16 protein-coding genes and 1 pseudogene are annotated in these 21,580 nt (G+C 52.9%); 6 read left to right on the top strand and 11 right to left on the bottom strand.

Annotated features, from left to right (window positions below; genetic code table 11):
* Positions 1-487: 487 nt before the first annotated feature.
* From ACMAZB_RS08085 to ACMAZB_RS08050, 8 genes and pseudogenes are all read right to left on the bottom strand, one after another.
* Positions 488-2,014 carry a Ppx/GppA phosphatase family protein gene (locus ACMAZB_RS08085; protein WP_435216397.1) on the bottom strand — a complete coding sequence of 509 codons (1,527 nt, stop codon included), beginning with the start codon at positions 2,012-2,014 and terminating at the stop codon, positions 488-490.
* A 73-nt stretch (positions 2,015-2,087) separates the two neighbouring features.
* On the bottom strand, positions 2,088-3,158 hold the full coding sequence (alr, locus tag ACMAZB_RS08080) for an alanine racemase (protein WP_435216395.1): 1,071 nt from the start codon (positions 3,156-3,158) through the stop codon (positions 2,088-2,090).
* 8 nt (positions 3,159-3,166) lie between these two features.
* A complete protein-coding gene (locus ACMAZB_RS08075) occupies positions 3,167-4,021 on the bottom strand; it encodes a D-amino acid aminotransferase (RefSeq protein ID WP_435216393.1) in 855 nt (284 codons plus the stop codon).
* Entirely contained in the window at positions 4,018-4,866 is an 849-nt protein-coding gene (locus ACMAZB_RS08070) for a glutamate cyclase domain-containing protein (RefSeq protein ID WP_435216391.1), read from the bottom strand. The genes ACMAZB_RS08075 and ACMAZB_RS08070 overlap by 4 nt, the downstream gene beginning before the upstream one ends.
* Positions 4,863-5,843 carry a biotin-dependent carboxyltransferase family protein gene (locus ACMAZB_RS08065; protein WP_435216389.1) on the bottom strand — a complete coding sequence of 327 codons (981 nt, stop codon included), beginning with the start codon at positions 5,841-5,843 and terminating at the stop codon, positions 4,863-4,865. Before ACMAZB_RS08065 ends, ACMAZB_RS08070 begins: the two co-directional genes overlap by 4 nt.
* Positions 5,840-6,516, bottom strand: a pseudogene (gene pxpB, locus ACMAZB_RS08060) (5-oxoprolinase subunit PxpB). The gene ACMAZB_RS08065 and the pseudogene pxpB overlap by 4 nt, the downstream one beginning before the upstream one ends.
* Positions 6,517-6,519: 3 nt before the next feature.
* Positions 6,520-7,314 (bottom strand): 5-oxoprolinase subunit PxpA, encoded by a 795-nt coding sequence (locus tag ACMAZB_RS08055; protein ID WP_435216387.1) that lies wholly within the window; start codon positions 7,312-7,314, stop codon positions 6,520-6,522.
* Entirely contained in the window at positions 7,311-8,114 is an 804-nt protein-coding gene (locus tag ACMAZB_RS08050; RefSeq protein ID WP_435216385.1) for a putative hydro-lyase, read from the bottom strand. Before ACMAZB_RS08050 ends, ACMAZB_RS08055 begins: the two co-directional genes overlap by 4 nt.
* Positions 8,115-8,186: 72 nt before the next feature.
* Here ACMAZB_RS08050 and ACMAZB_RS08045 point away from each other — a divergent pair, with 72 nt between their 5' ends.
* Positions 8,187-9,722: an acyl-CoA synthetase gene (locus tag ACMAZB_RS08045; RefSeq protein WP_435216383.1), complete on the top strand. Its 1,536-nt coding sequence runs from the start codon at positions 8,187-8,189 to the stop codon at positions 9,720-9,722.
* Between the two features lie 270 nt (positions 9,723-9,992).
* A complete protein-coding gene (locus ACMAZB_RS08040; protein WP_435216382.1) occupies positions 9,993-11,594 on the top strand; it encodes a DUF3336 domain-containing protein in 1,602 nt (533 codons plus the stop codon).
* Positions 11,595-11,605: 11 nt separating this feature from the next.
* Here ACMAZB_RS08040 and ACMAZB_RS08035 read toward each other — a convergent pair whose 3' ends face one another.
* Positions 11,606-12,625, bottom strand: a complete 1,020-nt coding sequence (locus tag ACMAZB_RS08035; RefSeq protein WP_435216380.1) for a phosphotransferase — start codon at positions 12,623-12,625, stop codon at positions 11,606-11,608.
* 152 nt (positions 12,626-12,777) lie between these two features.
* Here ACMAZB_RS08035 and ACMAZB_RS08030 point away from each other — a divergent pair, with 152 nt between their 5' ends.
* From ACMAZB_RS08030 to ACMAZB_RS08015, 4 genes are all read left to right on the top strand, one after another.
* Positions 12,778-14,481 carry a class I adenylate-forming enzyme family protein gene (locus ACMAZB_RS08030; RefSeq protein WP_435216378.1) on the top strand — a complete coding sequence of 568 codons (1,704 nt, stop codon included), beginning with the start codon at positions 12,778-12,780 and terminating at the stop codon, positions 14,479-14,481.
* A complete protein-coding gene (locus ACMAZB_RS08025; protein WP_435216376.1) occupies positions 14,482-15,015 on the top strand; it encodes a SprT-like domain-containing protein in 534 nt (177 codons plus the stop codon).
* A gap of 161 nt (positions 15,016-15,176) precedes the next feature.
* A complete protein-coding gene (locus ACMAZB_RS08020; RefSeq protein WP_435216374.1) occupies positions 15,177-15,974 on the top strand; it encodes an enoyl-CoA hydratase/isomerase family protein in 798 nt (265 codons plus the stop codon).
* Positions 15,975-16,028: 54 nt separating this feature from the next.
* Complete coding sequence (locus ACMAZB_RS08015) at positions 16,029-17,897, top strand: DUF3604 domain-containing protein (protein ID WP_435216372.1); 1,869 nt, start codon at positions 16,029-16,031, stop codon at positions 17,895-17,897.
* A 62-nt stretch (positions 17,898-17,959) separates the two neighbouring features.
* Here ACMAZB_RS08015 and rapA read toward each other — a convergent pair whose 3' ends face one another.
* Positions 17,960-20,713, bottom strand: coding sequence for an RNA polymerase-associated protein RapA (gene rapA, locus ACMAZB_RS08010; RefSeq protein WP_435216370.1), 2,754 nt, complete (start codon positions 20,711-20,713; stop codon positions 17,960-17,962).
* On the bottom strand, positions 20,710-21,525 hold the full coding sequence (locus ACMAZB_RS08005) for a TatD family hydrolase (protein ID WP_435216368.1): 816 nt from the start codon (positions 21,523-21,525) through the stop codon (positions 20,710-20,712). Before ACMAZB_RS08005 ends, rapA begins: the two co-directional genes overlap by 4 nt.
* Positions 21,526-21,580: the final 55 nt, after the last annotated feature.

Below are 21,580 nucleotides of genomic sequence, written 5' to 3'. Positions count from 1 at the left end.
GGTCTCCGTGTTTATTTAGGTCTGCCCGGCTTGTTCCAAGACGGACCGGCCCAAATTTAAACCCCTGTAAAAGAAAGTTTCTTCTTCGCCGACTGTGCCCGGCACAGATCCTGTGTGTTGAATCCTCGAGCGGCATAGGGGCGGTAGCCTCAATTACCAGTCTCGTAAAATAGAATAAGCGCTGAAGCGTCTCAGAAAATTGCAGTGGTAGCGCGCTTGATAGCCTGGCACCCGGCAGGTGGTTATTGCGGCTTCAGACGCTATCTACCTAAGCCCCAGAATACACTAGCAACTTGGGTTACCTTTGCTTCGTTTTGCGGGCCGACTGCCGCCCGGTTCGTTGTTAGTATTTTTTTGGCGGGCATTGTCGGGGGTCGCGGTGGGTGCTTTAGCAAAGCAGCGATAAAGCCAGCGCCAACCGCTTTAGAACGCAACGAAGCCTTTTAGTGAGTGATTTCTGTGACTGACTCTGTAGGTGGGTCCTATATTAGGTCAGCTGCAGTTGCACGCCCAATTTTCTCGCGGCGTTGCTGACGAGGATAAGCTCTTTCGTTGTCAGAGGGTGCCTTTCCTGCCATTCCCTAGGAAAGCACAGGTTCAGTGTTGCGGTCGATGCCGTGATCTTGGCGTCCCTTACGTCCTCTGCCCATTTTAAAACGACTGCGATGCGCATGATCACCAAGAGTTTCGCAATGTTTTCGCCGTGCTTTTGCCGCATTGAGCCCAGCTCGCTTTGGCGTAACTTGCCGCGTTGACCGTTCACCAAAGCGGCAAGCATTTCTTGCTCTCCTTGAGAGAACCCCGCTAGATCAGAATTTTCCAGAAGATAGGCCGAATGACGATGATAGTGTTTTTGAGAGATCGCGACACCGATAGCGTGGCATCTTGCAGCCCACACCAGTAGTTCGACATCGCGGTCCCGCAGCTGCCAGTGCTTTCTCACTGACATAGCTAACCTTGTGACCATGGTTGACACGCGTTCAGACGCAGTCTGGTCGGCTTGATAGCGTGCGAGAATCGCGGTGATTGAGCGCTCACGAACGTCCTCATGGCGTAGCCTGCCTACCAAGTCGTAAACGACTCCTTCCCTGAGTGCACCCTTTGACGTGCGCATTTTCTCAATATCCAAACCTGTGAAAATGGCTAGCGCTATGGCGACACCGGCCGCAATAACAGACCGTCGTTTATCATTTAGGCCCTCCCAGGGAATGTCATCAGCATGCTTGTATTTCATCAATGATTTTCGAAGCCGCTCAAGGGACTTCTTATCAATACCGTCATGACTCCAGCCATTGAGTTTTATGATCGTCTCTATAGCCTGCAATGTGCCAGAGGAACCGACAGCCTCAGACCAGTGCTTGGCATTGAAGTGTCCGCGAATATGAGATATTTCGATCAGTGCCTGCTGAAAAGCATTATTAAACCGGCGCTTGCTAATTTTCCCCTTGCCAAAATAGGTGTGGGCATAGCTGACACAGCCCATTTGCAGGCTTTCCAAGCGAGTAGGTTCAAAACGTCGACCGATTATAAATTCTGTGCTGCCGCCACCAATATCCACAACAAGGCGGCTTCTGCTGTCATCAGCCAGAGCATGGGCGACACCCAAATACACAAGACGCGCTTCTTCTCGTCCGTAAACCACGTCCACTGGCACTCCGAGAATTTGCTCAGCGGGGATAGTAAATTCCCGACGGTTGCGTGCGCGCCGTAAAGCGTGGGTGCCGACGACTCTGATTCGGGAGGGCTCGATACTCTGCAGCAGTTGCGCAAACTGTTTTAAACACCCGAGGCCACGTTCAATGGCTGCTGATGAAAGTTTTCGGCCGCTAAGGCCAGCACCAAGCTGCACCTTTTCCGCTTGGCTATGTATAGGCTTGATCTCCCCGTGTTCAAGTCGCCCGATCAAAAGATGAAAAGAGTTGCTACCAAGGTCGAGTGCGGCGAGAAGGCTACCCTCGGGGAGTGGTTCTTCACTATTGGCGCCGGTGGTATCTGATTCGATAGGGTTACGCACGGAGATCGCCCCGAGCCCTGGTTTTCTGGAGTTGATTGGAAACCTTGTCGTCAAAAAGATCTTCATGGACATGCTAAGGAACAAAGCTCATCGGGGCTCTGCCCGTCATGCGCGTGAGAAGTTCATAGCCAATAGTGCCTGCATATTCGGCGACCTCATTAACGGCTAAATGTTTGCCCCACAGCTCGACCGGAGCCCCGATTTGGCAGTTCGGAAGATCAGTAACGTCGACGGTAATCATATCCATTGAAACTCTACCTGCTAGAGGTAGCCGCCTACCTTGCAGCCATACCGGTGTGCCATCAATAGCGGTTCGTGGATAACCATCGCCATAACCTACCGGTATCGTTGCGATAAGACTGTCCCGTGCCGCTCGCCAGCGGCCGCCGTAACCTACAGATTCACCTGCTGTAATTTTGCGAAGGGCCATGACTTCTGAATTGAACGTCATTACGGGCTCAAAGGATACCGTGGTTTCAGCCGCTGTATGCGCCGCACCGTACAGCATAATGCCCGGGCGGATCCAAGTTGCCGCAGTGTCCAAGTCGTTAATGACGCCTGCAGAGTTGGCCATGCTCGTCTGAGACGGCGTTGATTTTTTCAATGATCGCCAAACTTGCTGCTGTTTTTGAGTTAATGCTGAGTGGGGGTGTTCGCCATCGGCATAGTGGCTGACAAGAGTGATTGACTGCGCTCCCAGTTCCCGCAGGCGTTTTTCAATTTGAGGAGCCTCTGCTGGATTGAACCCCAGCCGATGCATGCCACTATCGATCTTAATCCACACCGGCGCGGTGAGGGGATGGCCGCTTTGTTCGAGGAGGTCGATTTGCTGATGACAGTGTACCGTCATCATCACGCCATACTCATGTATTGCATCGACATCGCACCGATCAAATGGTCCTTCCAAGAGCAGAATTGGGAGATCGATTCCCGCTTTACGAAGCGCAACAGCTTCCTCACAAAATGCGACCGCGAAGCCGTCAACAAACTCGCACAACTTTTGGCCACATGGAATCATACCGTGACCGTAGGCGTTGGCTTTTACCGAAGCGAGTATCCGACTGTTACCCGCGAGTTTGCGAGTTGAGGCCGCGTTAAGCGAGAGAGCATCGAGATCAATGGATATTGTTGTTGGTCTTGGCACGTTTTCTCTCAGGCGTTGAAGCGATGGTGTGCAAACAGCGATTGTGCCGCTGTCCATACTTCTCCAGGCTTCCCATCGTTGACGCTTTGTCCATCAATAGCAATAACTGGAGCCACTTCTTTTGTTGAGCTTGTTAGCCACACTTCGTCTGCTGCCATAACTTCAGTTCGAGTCACTGTGCGCTCTTCAACGTTCCAGCCTTCGTTGCGTAAAATGTCGATCAGCATGTTTCGCGTTACCCCGGGAAGTTTTTCAATATCTAATGGTGGGGTAGCGACCGTTTTATTTTGCACGATGAAAACGTTACAGGCAGCAGCCTCGGTGAGCTCTCCATCCTCGTTGAAGAGAATGGTTTCATCGGCGCCGGCGTCAACACCTTCCATCATGTGCAGTACGTTTCCCAGCAGGGCCACTGATTTGATATCGCAGCGTTTCCAACGACGGTCTGTGGCAGTTGCTACCCGGTAGCAAGTGGCGCGCTCAGGATCACCATTAGAGGGCGCACTTACCGCAAAGGTATAGGCAAATACCGTGGGCGGGCAGTCCGCTGGGAAGCGATGATTTCGAACAGGAGCGGTACCGCGGGTGACCTGTAAATAGACGCCTTGGTGTTCTCCTTCACTCTTGCTGGCTAACTCAGTGAAAAGCGTGTGCCACGCTTCGGTGGACATCGGATTTTCAAGGCTAATCGCTGCCAAACCCTGATCAAAACGTTGCATGTGTCGCTGAAAGCCCACGGGGCGCCCTTCATACCATGGTATGACCTCGTAAATGCCGTCGCCAAATAAAAAACCGCGATCCATTGGCGAAATACGCGCTTCCTCTAAAGGCATGAACGCACCGTTAAGGTAGGCAATTGTCACGTTTTAATCCCTCCGCTAGTGATTAGCTTGATCTCTTCAATAAGGGCTTCACCCACGCCAGCTTCAAAGCCGTCCTCGGTGTTGGTAGGTTCGTGACTGACGCCATCGACTGCCCCCAACTCAACGCAGCGTTGGAGCAGTGCATTGCTGTCCAGCCAATCCAACACCGGACGCTCGCAAAGTGCCTCCGCCATAGCAATTAATCCATAGGCCCCCCAATTTGACACATCTGCAACAATCAGTTCGTCGCAACTAATGCGAGCGGGCTTTATATCCAACGTCCCCAGTACCTCTCCAGCACGACCCATACCGGCTTCGTTGCCTCCATCGCCAATGGCGATAACGGGACAATCAGCGAGTTCCAGCAAAGGCTCAACGGGGCGGCACTGCTCAGTGATGTCTTTGCCAGCAATATTATAAAACCGGCCGTCGGCCGCGGCCCCAGGTCGCTCAATGACAATGATGAGTGAGGGCGCTAGATCAAGCAAAAGCCCTTGAGCTTCTGCATGGGCACCCTCGTAATCAAAGCTCGTAAGAGGCCATGTTCGTATCGATTGCCCTAGCGCTCGGATGATCGCATCACCACTGAGTAGCCAGGGCTTGCGGCCAAGGCTCTCCAGAAAATGATAAAGCGCAAACGCTCCAGGGGGGCCATCTGTTTCAAAGGTTCCAGCCACCGGAAAACCCGTGCAGATGACAATATTACCCTCGGCCGCAATAACTTGCTGTGCTGCACGTAAGAGGTAAGCGGGCTGCAGCGCATCTCGAACGATGCGCATGCCTCTTGGATTTCGGGCAACCAGAGCGCCTTCGAGCCGGTGACTCATGTCTGTTGCTGAGGTCAAGGGGCAGGGGATCCAAGGCTGTCGAGCGCTTTCAGGTGCGTTTCTTCATAATGCTCATGCAACCAGACTATTTGCTCGGCTTGGGCTGTGCTTAATGCTTCAAGTCGCACCCGCTGTCCTGCTCTGGCCTGGCTGAGTCGCACCCTGTCAGGGGGAATTATGACGCCAACCTGAGGGTAGCCTCCCATTGTCTGGCGATCATTCATGAGCACCAAGGGCTGCCCGTCTGGTGGAATTTGAATTGAACCAAGGCATGTGGCCTCTGACCAAAGTTTTGTCATGCCGGTATCGACCGGACTGCCGTTTAGAGGAATAGCCATGCGATTAGCTGATCCAGAAATACTGAAGATTTGCCCGCAAAGATCTTCTCTGCAGTCTTGTGTGACATCGTCATAGTGGATCCCTGGCAGAAATCGAAGCTGTAGAGTATCAGCTTGCGTACTGGTTTTATTGGGCAACTGACGTGGCTCATGCCGTTGCCGATGCGGGATTTCCGGCGGCTGGTCGGATGAAGCTGCGGGTAAAAGGTCTCCTGCTTTGAGGGCTTCTCCAGTAATCCCCCCGAGGCCCTCGCGGATAACAGTGCTACGGCTTCCCAAGACGAGGGGCGTGGATACCCCTCCTTTTACGGCCAAATAGCTGTAAGTGCCCTTTATGGCCCTTCCAAGGGTAACGGTTGATCCGGCGGTCACAACCACTAGCGTATTCATAAAGCACTGTTCGTCGTTGACATGCAGGGTCACGGGAGCGCCACACAACGCCAGTTGCAGATCGCAGGTAGCTACGAGCGTTATCCCATTCAACACGACTTCTATGCCGGCATGATTATCTGTGTTGCCAACGAGTCGGTTGGCACAGCGGAGCGCAAATGCATCAACTGCGCCTCCAGTAGTGATTCCATAACCAAGGTAGCCGACGCGACCAAGATCCTGAATAGTGGCGTAAAGGCCCACCTTGATAACGCTTAGTCCGGTCACATTAACGTACCACCCAGTTCGAAAAACTCATCTTGGGAAATGGGCTTGAAAGTGACTAGGTCACCCACAGCTATCAACCCGGGTGGTGACAGCTCTAAATTAAAGAGAGGGGTAGGGCAGAGGCCCAGAAGATGCCACCCGCCAGGGGACGCCGAGGGATAAACCGCTGTTTGTCGATCTGCAATGGCAACACTGCCCGCAGGCACTATTCTTCGAGGCGTTCGTAAGCGCGGTATTTCCAACACCTCTGAGATGTCCCCTAAGTAGCAGAATCCTGGGCAAACCCCGTTGCATAGGCGTTGTAGCTGCTACTCGAATGTAAGTCGATGACCTCTTGAACGGACAGGCCGCTATGTTCGGCAACACGTAGCAAGTCATGACCTGACTCTTCTGCGTACCAGACGGGCAATTCAACCATCCGTCCTCTGCACTGCGGCGAAGCAGTGACGCCGTCCAATTCGCGAATGGTTGCCAGCAACGTCTCTCTAGGGAGTTCTGCGAGATCAAAAAAAAGCGTAAGGGTTCGGTAACCCAGTACGCAGTCGGTGAGGCCTGCGGGGTGTTTGCTCGTTATGCGATCACGCAGCTCAATAAGATCAGCAGTAAGGGCAGGGCTGGGTGCGTCGTCAAGGCTTATACGGATACCGTTAAGGCCAGCGTAGCTTAAGTGCATTAGTTAGTCTGCGGGTGTTTGTAACGCTAGGTGAATGGCTTTCAGCATCTCTAGTGCCTCAGGCGTATCACCGTGGACACAGAGAGTGTCTGGAAGAATACTGAGTTTGTGCCCTTTGGTGCTGCGCACTGTGCCAGAGGCGATGGCCTTCGCCTGAGCAACCGCGGCGGTCACGCCTAAAACTGCGCCGGGCTTGTCACGCGGGACAAGATAACCCGAACGGGTATAACCCCTGTCTGCAAAAGCTTCAAAACGCAAACTCAGTCCATAGTCAAATGCAGTTTCAACTGACTTTTTATCTTTTGGTGTGGCGAGCATGACCAACTCAAGGGGGCGGTACCACGATGCAATAGCTTGCATCACTGTTCTTTCCAGTCCTGGGTCGGTGCTCATGTCATTGTAAAGCGCCCCATGGGGTTTTACGTAGGTAACGCGAGCACCATTCGTGCGAGCTATGCCGTCGAGCGCGGATATTTGATACTGAATACAGTCAATAAGCTCTTGGCCTCGCAGGTTCATTGAGCGACGGCCAAAACCTTGTAGGTCTGGATAAGCGACGTGAGCGCCGATTTCGACTTTGTGGCGTTTGGCAAGAAGGACCGTCTTGCGCATTATAGACGGGTCGCCACCATGGTAGCCGCAGGCAATGTTTGCGCAGTCAATAAGGGGCATAATTTCGTCGTCACGTCCCATGGTGTAGACGCCGAATCCCTCGCCCAAGTCACAGTTGAGTTTTATGCTTAATTGACGGGCTCTTCTTTTTCGGGTGCGACTGACCACCCTCTTGACAGCTTTCACAGTATTGCGAGTCCTGTGTTGGGTTTATCGGAAATTAGCATATAGCCTGGGGCATGAGTGAATGCTAAGGGGATTTTGGCATTTTCAAGTGCCACTTGAGGCGTGACGCCACACGCCCAAAACACCGGCACCTCATCGTCTTTAATGGTAACTCTGTCACCAAAATCTGGTTGCTGAAGATTGGTGATGCCGATTTGGCTGGGGTCGCCAAAATGTATTGGAGCCCCATGAACGGCAGGAAATCGCGTGCAAATTTGAATGGCTCTTATGGCGTCCTTGGGTTTCATGGGACGCATGCTCACAACAAGATTGCCGGCGAACGGGCCCGCGGATGTGCAGGGTTGATTCGTTCGAAACATTGGTACATTAACCCCCTCAGAAATGTTTCGAATTTCGAGGCCGTCGGCAAGCAGTGCTTCTTCGAAAGAAAATGAGCATCCCAGTGCAAAAGCCACATGGTCAGAACGCCAGTGATCCAAAAGGTCGGTCGGCTCATTTATTAAAGCGCCATTCTCCCAGCGTCGATAGCGCGGTACATCAGTTCGCACGTCTATATCTGAGCCCAGCTCTGGTAGGCTGAAGTCACCCGGAGTAGGGCTTACGGCAAGCAGCGGACAGGGTCTCGGATTGCGTCGGCAAAAGTCGGCGAAGTCGCCGGCATAGTCTTGAGGAATAATGACCAAGTTGCACTGGACGAAGCCCGGAGCCAAACCACTTGTGGTTTCATTAAGCCTGGCCTGGCGCGCTGCCCGGCGCAGCTGGTTAGGTGCCATAGACTTGAACGGATTACCCACCGACAAAGTGATCTCCTTTGCTTTAACTCGCTGCGAGCTCTTGTATAGTACGTGAAACATACCACTGCGAGAGTCCTGATGCCCCACATATCAATTACAGCAGCCGAAACCCCCCATAAGCCCGCTTTTATTATGGCTAACTCGGGAGAGATGGTCACCTACGGAGAGCTAGAGGCTAGAAGCAATCAGGTGGCGCACTTATTCCGGCTCTGCGGATTGCAGTCGGGTGATCACGTGGCGATTATGGTAGAAAATTGCCGCCAGTTCCTTGAGATTACAACCGGAGCGATGCGCTCTGGCATTATTTTTACGCCTATCAGCACCCACCTCAAAGAAGATGAGACGGCCTATATTTTAGAAAACTGTGGCGCGAAATTATTCGTTGCTTCGCATTCGTTAACCGCCGTAGCAGTTCACATGGTTGGAAGTGCTGAAGCGCTGAGGCATTTTTACATGATCGGTGGTATTGAGGATGGCTTTTTATCCTGGGAGGAGACCGTCGATGCGCTGCCGGTGTCGCCAATTGAAGATCAAGCCATGGGCACGACGATGTTGTATTCATCGGGCACTACGGGCAAACCCAAGGGCGTTTATAACAAACCGTACACCGAAATTTTTGATGAGCCCCTGCCGTTGACCCTGTCACTTGGTGCCGCCTTTGGGTTTGGCCCGGAAACCACCTATTTGTCACCAGCGCCGCTGTACCATGCCGCACCGCTGCACTACAACATGGTGGTTCTGGATACCGGTGGCACTTCGATCATCATGGAGAAGTTCGACGCGTTACGCGCACTGGAACTCATACAAGAACACCGAGTAACCCACAGTCAATGGGTACCGATTATGTTTGTTCGAATGCTCAAGCTCCCCACAGCGCAGCGGACTCAGTTCGACACCAGTTCAATGCAAGTGGCAATTCATGCCGCGGCGCCATGCCCGATTGACGTTAAAGAGCAAATGATCGATTGGTGGGGGCCTGTGATCCTTGAATACTATTCGTCGAGCGAGGGTGCGGGTTTCACCTTGATTGACTCCAACGATTGGCTAAAACATAAAGGCTCGGTGGGTCGCCCCTTGTTTGGCGTTCCTCATGTGTTGGACGAGGAGGGTAACGAGTTGCCAGCCGGAGAGGTCGGAGGGATTTGGTTTTCTGACATTGCTAATAAATTTGAATACCATAACGAGCCGGGTAAAACGGCGGAAGCCTACAACAAAGACGGCTGGACCTCTGTGGGTGATATGGGTTACCTCGACGATGAAGGCTATTTGTATCTTACCGATCGCAAAAATTTCACCATCATCTCTGGTGGCGTGAATATTTATCCTGCGGAAATTGAAAACCTCCTGATCAATCACGAAAAAGTCGCCGACGTGGCGGTTTTCGGAGTGCCCTGTGATGAGTTTGGTGAAACCGTTCAAGCTGTTGTTCAGCCAGCCAACTGGGTCGATGCTACTGATGAGACAGCGTTGGAGCTTGTTGAATGGCTGAAAGAGCGTTTGTCCCACATTAAAATCCCCCGAAATCTGGATTTCATGGAACAGCTTCCTCGGATGGATAACGGTAAGCTTTACAAGCGTCACTTGATGGATGCGTATCGAAACCGAAATGAGTGATTTCAGGGGCTGAAACCTTAGGTCTGGTGGCAAGAAACCGCTTTTTAGTTCATTCTCTTGAGCTCAGGTTTGTGGTGCAGATGCCGGGCTAGTCTATTGATATATATCGGATAATTGGAGGCATCAGCGAGTGTGGGTCGAATTTTTCGCGCATTTCTCGAAGCAGCGAGTATACCCGAGCGCCCAACAGTAATAAGCTGACGTCTGATCTCACAGTGGTACGAGGTAAGGGTGCGGAATAAACGAAAACTCAAGGTATTAGCGCGGGACATGGCCAAGTCTGATAACTACGCGGATTGGTTGGCAGCGGCTCGTGATCATGACGATATAACGGGTATGACCGACTGGCGTCACGTTGAACACACCGATCTCTACGACTATGCGCAAATCCGCTTACGCCTTGATCGGTTGAGAAACCTACGCGCTCGCTCCGATCATCAAGGGCTGCTTTATGCCCTCAATGAAGGCATTCATGGCAACATGGGGGGCATGGGTAAAGGCGTCCTTTATCGTATGGCCAAGTCGGGTACGAAGCGTCTGATCGAGGATTACATTGACGAAATCGATGAGTCTCTGAAGCTGCTAGCCGAACTTGATGACAGCATTATTCCTGCTCAACAAAAGCTGGATTTCTTTTATCGGGCTAACATCTGCTTCGGCCGCTCTGCGTTAATGCTTAGTGGCGGCGGCGCCCTGGGCTTCCTCCATTTAGGCGTTGTCAATGTCTTACTCGAGCAGGGCCTTCTGCCTCGAGTTATTTCGGGTTCTAGCGCGGGCGCCTTAGTTGCGGGCGTTTTGGCCTGCCACACTGATGATGAAGTGGCCGATCTTGAAAAGCTCGCGATACTGCAAAGCGGCGCAAAGGCGAAAGAGGAAGCCGGATTCCTACGGAAGTTATTGACCGGTGGCCCCAACATTTCTTTGGATGACTTAGAACATCTGATAGAGGGCCTTATTCCTAATGCGACCTTCGAGGAGGCCTATGCAAAGACCGGGAGGCAGGTGAGCATTACCATTGCACCTGCCGAGCCGCACCAGCGCTCAAGACTCCTCAACGCGGTGACGTCACCCAACGTATATATTCGCTCGGCAGTTATGGCGTCTTGCGCAGTTCCCGGAGTATTTCCCGCGGTTATGTTAATGGCTCGTAATGTGCATGGAGAGCCACAACCGTATTTGCCGGGTCGACGTTGGATCGACGGCTCGGTTGCCGATGATCTGCCGGCCAAACGCTTATCCCGCCTTTTTGGCACTAACCACCATATCGTGAGCATGGTAAATCCCATTGCAACAGCGTTTATTTCCAAAGACGAAGACCGCGGAGCTCTGTCTAAGGCTGCGGGTGCACTCGGCGTAGGCGTAGGGCGGGAATTTCTTAATTTTTACCGCGGCTTGGCACAAAAGCGCGGTGATAACTGGCCTAGGTTCAATATGATGCTGCACGGCATGCACGCACTCATGGATCAAGAGTACACCGGGGACATTAACATTATGCCCAGCTTCCGGCTTGCGAATCCGTTACGTTTACTTTCTCATCTCAATGAAGAGGAACTGCTTCGGCTGACCCATCACGGTGAGCATGCTTGCTACGAGAAGGTCGAGGCTATTCGCCGCTGCACTCAAATATCTCGGACTTTAGAAGATATTCTCTACCGCTTTGAATATGGCGACTTGCGGCCAGATCCTGTGGCGGTAAGACGCCCTCGGTCCTCTCGTCGCAGGCCGGCCCCGACCCGTGCTCAACGCGCAAAGCTTACAAATGTGCCTGATAAAACTGCGGCCAAAATCAAAACTCAGCGCAGCCGTAAGGCATCGGGCAAAGCTGGAGCAGCGACAGCTGTGGCTCAAAAAAGTCTGCGAGTGACGCACTGACGCTCTCGTATTTAGTCTTTGATGTATGACATGCCCAGTTCAGCGAGGGGGTGCACAAGGTTGCCGCGGCTCTCTGCTTCGGCACTCGAGGCGGTGCCGTCAAGAGCGCGCTTTTTGACGCCTTGAACGATGGCTGCCAGGCGGAAAAAGCAAAACGCCAAATAAAAATTCCAATGCTGAATTTCATCACGCCCGGTGCGCTCGCAGTAGCTTCTGACGTAGCTGCTGTCCTCTGGAATACTTAGGGGTTTGCGATCTATGCCGCCCAAGCCGGTGATGCCGGCATCACGGGGAAGCTGCCAAGCCATAACCTGATAGGCGAGGTCAGCGATGGGGTTGCCCAAAGTACTGAGCTCCCAATCGAGCACCGCGATGATTTTAGGTTCAGTAGGATGAAACATGACGTTATCCAACCGATAATCACCATGAACTAGCGCTACTCGACCGTCGTCGGCAGGCATGTTTTCTGATAGCCAGACCATCAGTGTTTCCATTGCCGGGACAGTTTCAGTTTCTGACGCCCTGTATTGCTTACTCCACCGTCCCACCTGCCGCTCGAAGTAGTTGCCCGGCCTTCCGTAATCGCTCAGCCCAACAGCATCGATATCAACGCTGTGCATCGCTGCGAGAACGCGATTCATATCGTCGTAGGCCGCGCTGCGCTCATCATTAGAGAGCTCGGGCAACACTGGGTCCCAAAAAACACGGCCATCCATGAACTCCATTAAGTAGAACATGGACCCGATGATGTCATCGTCTTCGCAGAGTGCTACAGCGCCGGGTACCGGCACATCGCTATTTTGCAGCGCGGAAATAACCCGATACTCTCGGTCGACCGCGTGGGCTGAGGCTAGCAGCTGTCCCGGGGGCTTGCGCCTCAGCACAAATTCACGTTCGCCTGCGGTCACTTTAAAGGTTGGGTTTGACTGTCCACCGGCAAACTTTTCGGCGGTTAGCGAGCCACTAAAGTCACACACGTTCGCTTTTAGCCAATCACTGAGTTTTGAAAGATCTAATGTTTGTGTGCTCAAGTGCAACCCCCGACTTACAACCGCGAAAACGTCCCCGAAGTAGACGAATGTGAGTAAAAATTTGATCGGCAAGTATGCTGTGGTTATGCTTGCTCGCGCAACCCAACTGGGGCTGCTTAAAACCTAACTAAGAATCCCGATAAGGACAGACCATGAGTAGTATCGCAAGTTATGAAGCGGCTAGAAAATTGGTTACTCAACCCGGATCTCTATTGGAGGTAGGGCAGGTCGATGTTGCGGGGCAGTCACTACTGGGTTACGTCAACGCACCAAACAGCATGCGCGATCTGTGGATGTTGGCAACTGGACACGGTGAAGCTGAGTATCTTGTGTACCTTGATGAACGCATGACCTACCGCGATGCGGCGGAGCGTGTGGCGGGCTTTGCCAATTGGTTGGTAGGTCAAGGTATTGTTCCGGGGGATCGGGTGGCCATAGCGATGCGCAACTATCCCGAATGGATGCTTGCCCATTGGGCGATCAACTCGATCGGCGCTGTAGTTGTAGGCTTAAATGCTTGGTGGGTCGCTGATGAAATGGCCTATGCACTGAATGATTCCCAGCCAAAAATGTTAGTCGGCGACCAACAGCGGTTAGCCACTTTTGCCACGGTCAGCGAACAGTTTCCTGACATGGCGTTGGTCTCTGTGAGAACTGATGATTGTTCGTTAACAACGACACCCTGGCAGTCGGCTGTTGCCACCGGTGGCGATTTGCCCGCGGCGGAAATCGACCCAGACAGCGAAGCTTGCATCTTTTACACCTCGGGCACTACCGGGCGACCCAAGGGAGCTCAACTGACCCACCGCGGATGCGTCGCCAATGTTTTGAACGTCGCAGCTATGGGCGGCATCTACGCTTCACATAGGGCCCTAGAAGCAGGCCAAGCGCTAGAGGCACCTGTATCAGCACCGCCTCCTGTCGCGTTAATCGCGACGCCGCTTTTTCACGTTACGGCCAACAATTGCATTATGCAGGCCGGTACTGTCGCTGGCGGCCGGTTTATCTTGATGTATAAGTGGGACCCGGTTGAAGCGATGCGCCTCATTGATGCTGAGAAGATCACCACGATGAGTGCAGTCCCCATGATGAGTCGTGAAATTCTAACCCACCCCGATCGTGACGAATTTGATCTGGGCAGCTTGAACGCTATGGGTGGTGGTGGAGCCGCGATGCAGCCCGACCTGGTGGGTAAAGTGGCAGCGGAAACGAAGCGTGCAAAGCCAGCGCAAGGCTACGGGATGACAGAGGTCTGTGGCATTATCAGCTACATCGCTGGAGATATTTTTCTGGAGCGTCCAAGTAGTGCCGGGCCTATGGTGCCTACCCTTGAAGGGAAATGCGTCGATGCAGATGGGAATAAACTGGCGCCCAACGAAGTAGGCGAGGTTTGCGTGCGCGGTACGCCCGTTATCAAAGGGTATATCAATCGTCCCGAGGCAACCGCCGAAACCATCATAGAGGGTTGGCTACAGACGGGCGATATTGGTTATTTTGACGAGGACGGCTTTCTGTATTTGGTTGATCGGGCCAAAGATATGATCCTCAGAGGAGGCGAGAACATCTACGGTGCTGAGGTGGAGAACGCAATTTTTGACCACCCAGCGGTCCTAGAATGTGTGGCCTTTGCGGTGCCTGATGATCGCCTCGGTGAAGAAGTTGGTGCAGCCATCCATCTTAAAGAAGCGGCAATGCTGGATGCACCTAGTTTGCGTGAGCATCTGGCTAGCCGGATCGCTGCCTTCAAAGTGCCGCGGTATGTCTGGTTTTTAGCTGAGCCATTGCCTCGCAACGCCAATGGCAAATTTTTAAAGCGCGAGCTGAAAGACGTTTTGGACCCTGAGAGTGCTGACTAATTGTCTTTTGGGCCTCTGAGCGATGTTCAGGCTCAGGAGATTCAAGCCCGAGTGCGTCACGATATCGAACGCGCTCAACGGTTACTTGAAATCCCTCTGGGCCCTATAGAAGCGCGCCTTGATCTCTCGGGTACCACCGCAGGCATGTATTGCTACAAGGGCCACTGCCAATGGCTGCGTTTCAATCCATGGGTATTTGCGACAGATATGGCGCTTCACCTCCGAGATACCGTACCTCATGAGGTTGCACATTATGCGATCCATCAGCAGTTCGGACGGCGCAAGGTTAAACCCCATGGACCAGAATGGCAGTCTCTGATGGTTGCGATGGGCGCTAATCCAAGTGCCACCTACACTGCTGACTTAAGTGCGGTGCCTGTACGAAGGCAGCGGCGACACGCTTATCACTGTCTCTGCAGAGATCACAGTGTCTCGAGTACGCGACACAATCGGATTCGCGCAGGTCGAGCCAGTTACAGGTGCTGTTATTGCGGCGAGGCTCTGGTGGCTTCTTCGAATGATTCCGCTGTTTAGTGCCTTGTTCTGGAGACTTGCGCTGAAATTCGTGGGGATTGCCCAAGGCCACAGTATTCTTGAGCGCGAGCTCAACCAATGTCAGGATCTGCAAGCAATAATGGCTGGCGGTTGTTACCATCTGCAGGCAGTTTTTAAGCTTCAAAAACCGAGAGGGCACAATGTCAAAATTTGAAACGATCAACGTAACCCATCATGGCGCTGTCGCCCGCGTCGCCTTTAATCGTCCCGATAGTCTCAATGCAATGAATGGTCAAATGCGCCGTGAATTTTATGCCGCTGCTCGTGAGATCAATATGAACGACGCCATTCGTGTCGTCATTCTAACGGGAGAGGGCAGGGCTTTTGGTGCAGGTGCTGATCTCGCCGACGACACTGCAGGCGCTGATCTAATGATTGGCGCACAAACCCGGGACGATCTCATTCACGAGTTTAAGCCCGGGGTGCTGTCCATAGCCGAGGCGCCTAAGGTTTGGGTCGCTGCGGTCAACGGGCCTTGTGCGGGAATCAGTTACAGTTATGCGATGGCCTGTGATCTTGTTGTTATGGCTGAAGACGCCTATCTCTATCAACCCTTCTCCGCGATTGGATTAATCCCGGATGGCGGTTCAACCTGGCTGCTGCAAAAACTTGTTGGCAGTCGGCGGGCTTTCGAATTGATGGCTCTTGGGGAAAAGTTGGGAGCCCAAAAGGCATTGGATTGGGGAATGGCTAATAGGGTGTTCGATAAGGCTGATTTTGCGGTGGAGGCCATGGAGTTTGCCGAGAACCTCGCGGGACGCTCGCCACTGGCGCTTCGGTACACTAAAGAGGCGCTCCGTTTCGCGGCTACCTCTTCTTTGGGCGACACCATTACCAAGGAGGCTGACCTACAGGAGTTTTGTATTTCAAGTGAAGACTGCCCTAATGCGATCGCTGCCTTTTTTAATAAAGAAGCCTATACATGGAAGGGGCGGTAATACGCCTTAGCACCTCTAGCCTCAGCAATTCGTCATGATATTTGGGGAACAAAAATGATTGTGAAGAATCTTTACCCGGCTCTTTGGTTACTCACTGTGACCTTAGCTAGCTTCTCACAAGCTGAAGATCGACAGCTGCTTTGGGGTGATACCCATCTGCACACGACTTATTCATCGGACGCTTTTGCCAATAATAATCTGACTGCAACACCGGATATGGCTTATCGGTTTGCCAAGGGCGCGCCGGTTGTTCACGGTTGGGATGGGCGGCGAGTTCAGTTGGAAACACCGTTGGATTTTTTGGTTGTTTCAGACCATGCCGAACTGATGGGCGTGATTCGAAGTGTCTACTACGACGGCGTAACTCGGGATGATCTTTCCTTGATCGACTCTGCGAAGGCTTGGATCGCGACGGCAATTTTAAGAGACGCGGTCGACCAGCAAACCGCCCGTAATTTATTTCTTGGGGTGCTACCTGAGCCAACCGATGATTTTGCAGCCGCCGCGAGGGACTGGGACGCAGATGTGGGTTGGATTCCAGACTTGCCCGCCGTAGAAGCCGACGCATGGAAGGCCATTACCGACGCCGCTGATGCGCACAACGCCCCGGGGGACTTTACGGCGCTAATTGGATGGGAGTACAGCGCAATTCCCGGTGGAGCCAACCTCCACCGCGTGGTCATTGGTGACATCGATGCGCAAACAGCTCAAACCTTCGTGCCTTACGGACTAGACAACAGCTCTTTTCCCGAGGATCTCTGGGAATGGCTGGAGTCCACTGCGAAATCAACAGGGGGCACATTTTTAGCGATTCCCCACAATTCCAATATCTCGAAGGGCATTATGTTTGACCTGACGTCCCTGCGTGGAGATAAGATGGACACTCGCTACGCAGAACTTCGGCGTTATTGGGAGCCTGTTGTAGAAATCACTCAAATAAAAGGTGATTCAGAAACGCACTCTTCCCTTTCCCCCGAAGACGAGTTTGCCGACTTTGAAAACTATCCCTTCTACATCCAGAAGTGGTGGACAGAATATCAGCCTCAGCCAGGGGATTTTGTACGATCGGCCCTGCGTCGTGGTCTCACCCTAGAGGCTGACGTAGGCATCAACCCCTATCAATTTGGCGTGATTGGCTCCACTGATGGTCACACAGCGCTGCCGAGTGCTGAGGAGGCAAATTTTCAGGGTAAGTTTGTGACAGATTCCATTCCGAGCAAGAAGAGTTCGGGCTGGGGTGATGAGCCACAAAGGCCCTTTGGCTGGGCTATGTCGGCGTCAGGGCTTGCTGCAGTTTGGGCTGAGGACAATACGCGAGAAGGCATTGTCGCTGCCATGCGTCGCCGTGAGGTTTACGCGACGACAGGCCCTCGTATTGGTGTCAGAGTTTATGGTGGCTGGAACTTGAGCGCAGAGTCACTCGAAGAAGCCGACTTCCCTGCAAACGTACTGGAGCAGGCCGTACCTATGGGAGGCGAACTCATGACAGCGGCAGAGGGTGCAACGCCAACCCTATTGATTGAGGCACTAGCAGACCCCGCTTCCGGAGCATTGGACCGAATACAAGTGATCAAGGGCTGGACGGAAAGTGATGGCGGCACACAGGAGCAGGTTTATGACGTCGCCTGGGCAGGGGAGGGTCGTCTGCAAACTGACGGCTCCTTGCTTCCCGTTGAAAATACCGTTGACCTGGCTACGGGGTTGGTCGATAACAGCGTCGGTGCGGGGCGTTTAACCGCAGCCTGGAGCGATCCGAATTTTGACCCTGATCAGTCCGCTTTTTACTACGTGCGTGTGCTGCAGATACCAACGGCGCGACATTCTTTACTCGACAAACTCGCGCTAGGCGGCGAGGTTGATACGCAGAGACCTGATACCCTACAAGAACGTGCTTACACGTCCTCTATTTGGTATCGCCCTTGAAGTGACGCTGCTGGCCCGTTGGGCGCTGCCCTGTGTCGATTCACGGCTGCGTCTAGGGCTACTCAAGTAGCGACGACTACTCGCAAGGCTTGGCTCACTGCCTGAGTGTCGTTCACCGAAGCGAGGGTGGCCGCTATGCGTGCCTCTAGCTCGACGATCTCAGAATCTTTGACCCCGGGATTGACGCTGCTCAAATAAACCAGGCGACTTTGCTCTGCACCGAGCTGCTCATTGATCGTGTTTATGGCCGTGCGTTTTCTCGCCTCGAGCTCAGATTTTGCCAACTTATCTGCGGCTTTCAGCTGCTCCTCAAGTAGGGGTCTGATTCTGCGTAAAACATTGGCAGCTGTTGCAGTGGCGACTGGACCAATCATACGGTTTATAACTTGATGGCCCATGTTTTGACCTCGATCAATACACTTGGGATCAATGACAAAGCGCAGTGGTGTTTGATCGACATACCGGCCCATTTCTAAGTGGCTTGGAGCCATGCAGTCGAGGCTGTATATACACTCGAGCAGCACAGTGCCGCCCGGTATTTTGGGGTGCTTTACGGTGCCGAGAGCTGAGTTGCCTAGCTCACTGCTCAAGACAACCGACATCGCCTCTCGCAGTAAGGGGTGCTCGCGAGTAAGAAACAACACGTCGTCACGCGCCAGTGCCGTTTCACGGTCAAAGCTAACTACCGTGCCGTCTTCGTCAAGTCCCGGTAGCTCACCGGTAATCAGCATTTCAGTAGGTTTGAGCAAATGGGTGGTTTCAGAGTGATAATCCTGACTCACGCCAATACGGTCGAAGAGAAGTTCTGCAAAAGAAAGGATTTGCTCGGGAGTCTCTTCCGTTTGAATGGTTTCAATAATTTCTGACCCGCGCTCAGCGTTATGCGAGTTTAACTCCAGTAAGCGATCACGCCCCTCACGCATTTTGATCTCTAGGGATGTGCGCAGTGACAGTGACTCACTTAACAGGTGTTCGGTGGGCGCATCGGGGTTCGCTAGGGCGTTATCTAGGGTTCCTTGGAACTGCTGGAGAACCGTGTAGCCAACGGCACAGCTACTGGTAAAGGCCGACAGGGCTTGGTCGTGCCAATTGAATAATACTTCCTGAGCAGTGTTGCGTATGAAGGGCACATGAATGACGACATCTGTGCCCTGTCCAATTCGGTCTAAACGGCCAATGCGTTGTTCGAGTAGGTCGGGATTCTTGGGTAAATCGAAACAAATTAAATGATGTGCAAACTGAAAGTTTCGCCCCTCGCTACCAATCTCAGAGCAAATCAGCGCCTGTGCCCCTCCGTGTTCATCGGCAAAATAGGCGGCTGCACGATCCCGCTCAAACAGGGTAAGGCCCTCGTGAAAGGCAGCACAGCGAATGCCTGCACGCAGGTGAAGTTGCTGCTCCAAAGCAAGGGCAGTGGTGGCGTTTGCAGCAATTACCAGTACTTTTTCCGGACGTAACGCTCGAAGTTGAGCCTCCAGCCAACTCACTCGAGGGTCATGTTCTAACCACTGGGCCTCTGGAAAGGACATTTCCGGGAACAAAGCAGTGCGGTTGTCTTGATAGAGCTCCGGCGCCTCCAAGGGGTAGGCGTGCAGATTGCGCTTTGGGAATCCCGGTACGGAGGCTCGGGTATTGCGAAATAACACACGCCCCGTACCGTAGCGGTCAAGCAGCTGATTGATCTGCGATTTGCTGTCGGCTTGTTGATCGATACCAGCCGGCAGGCTAACCGTGGTCTCGCCTGCTTGGAGTTGTTCGATAACCTGATTCCACTGTGCGAATTGCTCCTGTTCGGCAAGGAAAGTTGGCAAATCGCTAAAGCGATCAGGATCGAGCAATCGAAGCCGATCAAAGTGGCTCTCTATCCCTGCTTGTTCGGGAGTGGCCGTCAACAACAGCAGGCCGCTGCAGCGGCCTGCGAGGGCTTCAACAAAGTCTGATAAGGTTTCTTCCTCGGGGCTTTGACGGCTCAGATGATGGGCTTCATCGACGATAACCATATCCCAGCTCGCCGAAAGTGCACTGTGTCTCGCGTCCTCATGCTGCCCCATCAGAGAAAACGGGCACAATATGAGTTGTTCTGACTCAAAAGCGGTTTCTATGTCTAAGTCACTTAAGCGGTCGTCATCAAACAGCGAAAATGCCAAACTAAACCGTCGCAGCATTTCCACCAGCCATTGATGTATCAGTGAGTCAGGGACAAGAACAAGGGCTCGGGTTGCCCGTCCTGAGGCTAATTGCTGGGACAAAATGAGGCCGGCTTCAATGGTTTTACCTAGGCCAACTTCATCGGCCAGCAGTACTCGGGGGGCAATGCGGGTACCGACTTCGCTCGCGATATAGACCTGGTGGGATAATAGGGAAGTTCGCGCGCCAAGCAGGCCTCTGACAGCGCTTTTTGAAAAATGTGCGCGCTGCTTCAATGTTTCGTAACGAAGTTGAAAATCCAGTAGCTTATCTAGCTGGTTGTTGAGCAGCCGGTCTCTGGGGGAGCGCAGTTGTATGTGGGGGTCAATATCAAGTTCAGAAACCAGCTCTTGTTGGCCATCGGCATCCTCAATGAGATAAGCCAAGATGCCCTCAGACTCATGGCGTTCAAGGACTGCGTATTCTTGACCATTGATGTGTTGGTAGCGATCACCGCCTTCCAGAATGAGCCGGGTTAGTGGCGCCCGGTCTGTGGCGTAGGTGCGTTCCTCACCGACTGCAGGGAAGTGCAACGTGATGCGCCTCCCATCGAGCTCCACCACAATACCTAGTCCCAACTCTACGTCGGCGTGGCTCACCCAACGTTGGCCAATCGCAAATTCACTCATGGGTTAGCGAAGAACAACGCCATGCTGTTCCTCCTGGCGGCCTTCAACAAAGCTTCAACCGGCATATTTTTAATCTCTGCAATTTGCTCAGCGATAAGGGGTAAAAAACGGGGCGAATTAACGCGCCCCCGGTAGGGGACGGGTGTTAGGTAGGGCGCGTCAGTTTCGAGCACAAGGCTGTCTATTGGCGTGGCGTCAATGACAGCTCGCACATTGTCCGCATTCTTAAAGGTGCAAATACCATTGAACCCGAGGTAAAACCCCTCGGATAAACAGTAGTCAGCTAGCGCTTGAGAGCTGGTAAAGCTGTGTATGACACCTTTTTTTCTCAAATAAGGGGCATGATTTTCTAACACTGCACGCGTGTCGGCATCCGCCTCTCGGGTGTGTATAACAACCGGTAGATCGCGCTCGGCAGCGAGTGCCAGTTGCGCCTCAAAAGCTTGGGTTTGTGCTTGCGGAGAAGCATGCTCGTAGTAGTAATCCAGTCCGATCTCGCCGATAGCTACGACCTTGGGGTGAGCAGCTCCCGTCGCAACTGACTGCGCTACAGACGAGCCCCACGAAGAAGCTTCGTGGGGGTGGATACCCTGAGTGCCCCAGATATTTTCATGTTGATCGCAAAGACTTAAGACAGTCGCTAAATTGTCTGTAGAGACGGCGATAGTAACGATGCGCTCAACACCGGCATCGGTAATAGCCTGTAATTCATCGCCCATCGTATCTTGTGCCAGATAATCGAGATGACAGTGCGTCTCAATGATAGGCGTTTGAAATGTTGGGACGGGTTTTTTGGGTGTGCGTTTCGACATGAACAGTAGTAGGAGAAGACGGAGGAATTATGCCACTTCTCGCTACCCATAGAAA

Source organism: Luminiphilus sp. nBUS_07, from assembly GCF_051201685.1.
Taxonomy (GTDB): domain Bacteria; phylum Pseudomonadota; class Gammaproteobacteria; order Pseudomonadales; family Halieaceae; genus Luminiphilus.
Note: the sequence above shows the minus strand (reverse complement) of the source record. Positions and strands in the feature narration are given on the sequence as shown.

What these genes read in the sequence shown, in the direction of transcription:
- rapA (WP_435216370.1), bottom strand. Translation starts at nt 20,713, where the DNA reads ATGAGTGAATTTGCGATTGGCCAACGTTGGGTGAGCCACGCCGACGTA.
- ACMAZB_RS08005 (WP_435216368.1), bottom strand. Translation starts at nt 21,525, where the DNA reads ATGTCGAAACGCACACCCAAAAAACCCGTCCCAACATTTCAAACGCCT.
- ACMAZB_RS08045 (WP_435216383.1), top strand. Translation starts at nt 8,187, where the DNA reads ATGCCCCACATATCAATTACAGCAGCCGAAACCCCCCATAAGCCCGCT.
- ACMAZB_RS08030 (WP_435216378.1), top strand. Translation starts at nt 12,778, where the DNA reads ATGAGTAGTATCGCAAGTTATGAAGCGGCTAGAAAATTGGTTACTCAA.
- ACMAZB_RS08020 (WP_435216374.1), top strand. Translation starts at nt 15,177, where the DNA reads ATGTCAAAATTTGAAACGATCAACGTAACCCATCATGGCGCTGTCGCC.
- ACMAZB_RS08040 (WP_435216382.1), top strand. Translation starts at nt 9,993, where the DNA reads ATGGCCAAGTCTGATAACTACGCGGATTGGTTGGCAGCGGCTCGTGAT.
- ACMAZB_RS08015 (WP_435216372.1), top strand. Translation starts at nt 16,029, where the DNA reads ATGATTGTGAAGAATCTTTACCCGGCTCTTTGGTTACTCACTGTGACC.